This window comes from Mesorhizobium sp. P3_A9 (genome assembly GCF_056402975.1).
In genome coordinates this window covers 1-3146 of the sequence record NZ_JBFUGJ010000513.1, presented here as the reverse complement: position 1 = coordinate 3146, position 3146 = coordinate 1, and the positions used below count along the sequence as shown (strand labels likewise).

3 protein-coding genes are annotated in these 3146 nt (G+C 62.7%); all 3 read right to left on the bottom strand.

Going from position 1 to position 3146, the window contains the following annotated elements; genetic code table 11:
- Positions 1–38: 38 nt before the first annotated feature.
- Positions 39–1037 (bottom strand): tRNA dihydrouridine(20/20a) synthase DusA, encoded by a 999-nt coding sequence (gene dusA, locus AC1DX0_RS33570; RefSeq protein ID WP_477220512.1) that lies wholly within the window; start codon positions 1035–1037, stop codon positions 39–41.
- 381 nt (positions 1038–1418) lie between these two features.
- The gene (locus AC1DX0_RS33565; protein WP_477220511.1) at positions 1419–2405 is read right to left on the bottom strand and encodes a 2-hydroxyacid dehydrogenase; all 987 of its coding nucleotides are present in this window, start codon (positions 2403–2405) and stop codon (positions 1419–1421) included.
- Positions 2406–2433: 28 nt separating this feature from the next.
- Positions 2434–3146 (bottom strand): cyclase family protein (locus AC1DX0_RS33560; RefSeq protein ID WP_477358662.1); only part of this gene is annotated, 713 nt, incomplete at its 5' end.

The following is a 3146-nucleotide window of genomic DNA, read 5'->3' as shown; positions in this document are numbered from 1 at the left end:
GGAAAACCGTTACACACTTTTCCTGGAATTGCTCTAGATCAGGCCGCTTCGGCCGCCCTTCCGCCGAATTCGACAGCCGCGAAAGCCGTCTTCAGTACGTCAGGCCCGGCGCCGGGCCGGTTTGCGTCGGTCGACAGGATCTGGCGATAGCGGCGTGCGCCGGGCAGCCCATGGAACAGCCCGACCATATGGCGGGTGACATGGCCGAGCCGCCCGCCCTGTTCGATGTGGCGCGCCACATAATCCGCCATCGCATCGATCAGCGCGGCGAAATCGAACGTCTCGGGCTTCGCGCCGTAGAAGGCGGCGTCAACACCGGCCAGAATGCCAGGCGTGTGGTAGGCGGCACGGCCAAGCATGGCGCCGTCGACATGATCGAGATGCGCCCGCGCCTCCTCAAGCGACTTAATACCGCCATTGATGCCTATGAATTCGTTCGGCTTTCTGGCCTTCAACCGATAAACCCTGTTGTAGTCGAGCGGCGGGATGTCGCGGTTTTCCTTGGGGCTCAGACCTTCCAGCCATGCCTTGCGCGCATGCACCCACAAGGCGTCGGCGCCAGCCTCGAAAACTCCATCAGCCAGCGCATCGAGCGCCGGCTCCGGATCCTGCTCGTCGACGCCGATGCGGCATTTGACGGTGACGGGAATGGTCACCGCCGCCTTCATCGCCGCGACGCAACCGGCAACGAGATCGGGCACTTTCATCAGGCAGGCGCCGAACGTGCCCGACTGGACGCGGTCKGACGGGCAGCCGACATTGAGATTGATCTCGTCATAGCCGAAGGCTTCGCCGATGCGCGCCGCCTCGGCAAGCTTTGCCGGATCCGAGCCGCCAAGCTGCAGCGCGACCGGATGTTCCACCACATCGAAACCGAGCAGCCTCTCGCGCGCGCCGTGGATGACCGCGTCAGCCACCACCATTTCGGTATAAAGCAGCGCACGGCTCGTCAGCTGACGATGGAAGAACCGGCAATGCCGGTCCGTCCAGTCCATCATGGGTGCAATAGACAATCTATGTTCTTGATAGTGCTTCATTTTTCTAACATCAAATCGCGCAAGGCCGAAGTTTCTTGCAAAGAACAATACGTAAGCGAGACGTTCTCGCGACGCGATGGTGCGCGGAGTTGAGCCATCGATGCTGAGCGCCAACTCGATCGCGGCGAGATGCAAAGCGGGTCACGTATCGCGGGGTTCAGGACCTTCGGCGAGCTTTCTGACCTTCATATCGACGACTTGTGCGATGTGGCAAGCCCCCTGTCCGGTCCGACTCTGCAAACTCGATATGCTGAGGCGGCAGCTTGGAAAATTGAACAGGGTGGCTGTCACCGTGAACGGTTCATAGGTCTGGATCCCGGCGCGTCCAGAACCGTATCCCCGAGGCATAGATATCGGCACCATAAAACTCGCCAGCTGGCCTCACTCGACCTGGGTAAGAAGCGCACGTCCTGCGAAGTATGCGTCCGCATTCTCGATCACCAGTCGTCCCATGGCCAGTCGCGTCTGTTGGGTGAAGCTGCCGATATGAGGGGTGAGCACGACGTTTTCCAACCTCAGCAACTCCGCCGGTACGTTGGGCTCGTCGGCAAACACGTCGAGTGCCGCGGCGCCCAGACTGTTCGATTCGAGCGCTGCAACCAGGCCAGTCTCATCCACGACGCTGCCGCGCGACACATTCACCAGCAAGCCTTCGGGACCAAGAGCATCGAGCACCGTGCGGTCTATCAAGCGAAACGTGCCTTCACCGCCCGGCACCGCAATGAACAGCACGTCGCAATACGCTGCAAGGGAGACGGGATCGGGAAAATATCGGTACGCAATGTCGCTCGCCGGCTTGGACTTGCAATAGGCGATCTCGGCATCGAACACGGCGAGGCGGTTGGCGATGGCTTTTCCGATCCGCCCCATGCCGACAATACCGACCTTGCGCCCCCTTGTGCTATGCGGAAGCCGCGACTGCAACGGCGCCGACCACTGTCCCGCGCGCACCGCACGATCCCCCGCCGCGATCAGCCGCGTTGCCGCGAGGAACAGGCCGATGGCGAGATCGGCGACGTCGTCGGTGAGGACATCGGGCGTATTTGTCACGCTGATGCCGCGTCGGCGCACGGCTGCGAAGTCTATGGCGTCGACACCGACACCGTATACGGTGATCAGTTCAAGGGCGGGCAAGCGATCGATGAGGTGTGCGTCGGCTCCGCGACCGCCGGTGGTCACAAGACCACGAATGGTTTGGCCATGTGCGGCAATCAGCGCCTCAAGTCCCGGACTTTCGAAGGCGTTGTAGCAAGTGAACCGGGCGTTGAGTTCAGCCATGGCGGCGGCGGGCTCAAGCTCCGACAGAACAAGGATTTCGGGAGCGCGTCCGGAGGCGTCGGCCGGCTGCGAAGGTTTGTGCGTCTGCATTACAGCGTCCAGGACGTGAGAGGGCCGATCAGATGATTGCAAAGGGCGTGCCGGGCGATCCGGTCGCCCCCACGATCGGCACCGGCGCGAACACATAGGCGAATTCGCTGACCCCGGTCGCCGCGATGGCATCGAGCGCAAGGCCTTCGTGCAGATGGATGCCATGCTGCATGATCAAGTGCTGATGGCAGGGGTGGAACACCTCCGGATCGACCGGCGGGACCACGTCGACGGCAAAATTATCGGCTCCGACTACCGATGGCTGGAACGGCGCCAGCCATTCGGCGGCCGCCAGCCCGAGACCGGGCGCGCCATCGTAGAAAGTCGCGGCCTCCGTGCGGAAGCGGCTGCCATGCCCCGTGCGCACCAGCACAGCATCGCCGGGAGTGAACGCCGCCTCGCTGAGGCCTTGCCGTTCGAGGCAGGCTTTGAGATCGGCGACGGTGATTTCCTCACCGGGATCGAGTACCCGCTCCTTGAGCGCCTGCACATCCAACAGGATCCCGCGAGTGACGAAGATCGGGGCATTCTCGATGCCGAGCCGGCGCAGTCCATAGGGCGACCAGATCTCGGAGAGCGGGTTGCCGTTGTAKAAAAGGATGTTGCCGTGATCGGCCGCATCGCCGACCTGCCGGCCGAGATGGCCGAGCGCGTCCATGTGCGTACCGATCTGGCCGATCTCGGTCGTCAGGAACTCGTCGTTCCAGACCGTCTTGCTGCGGGCGCCATGCGGACCACCGG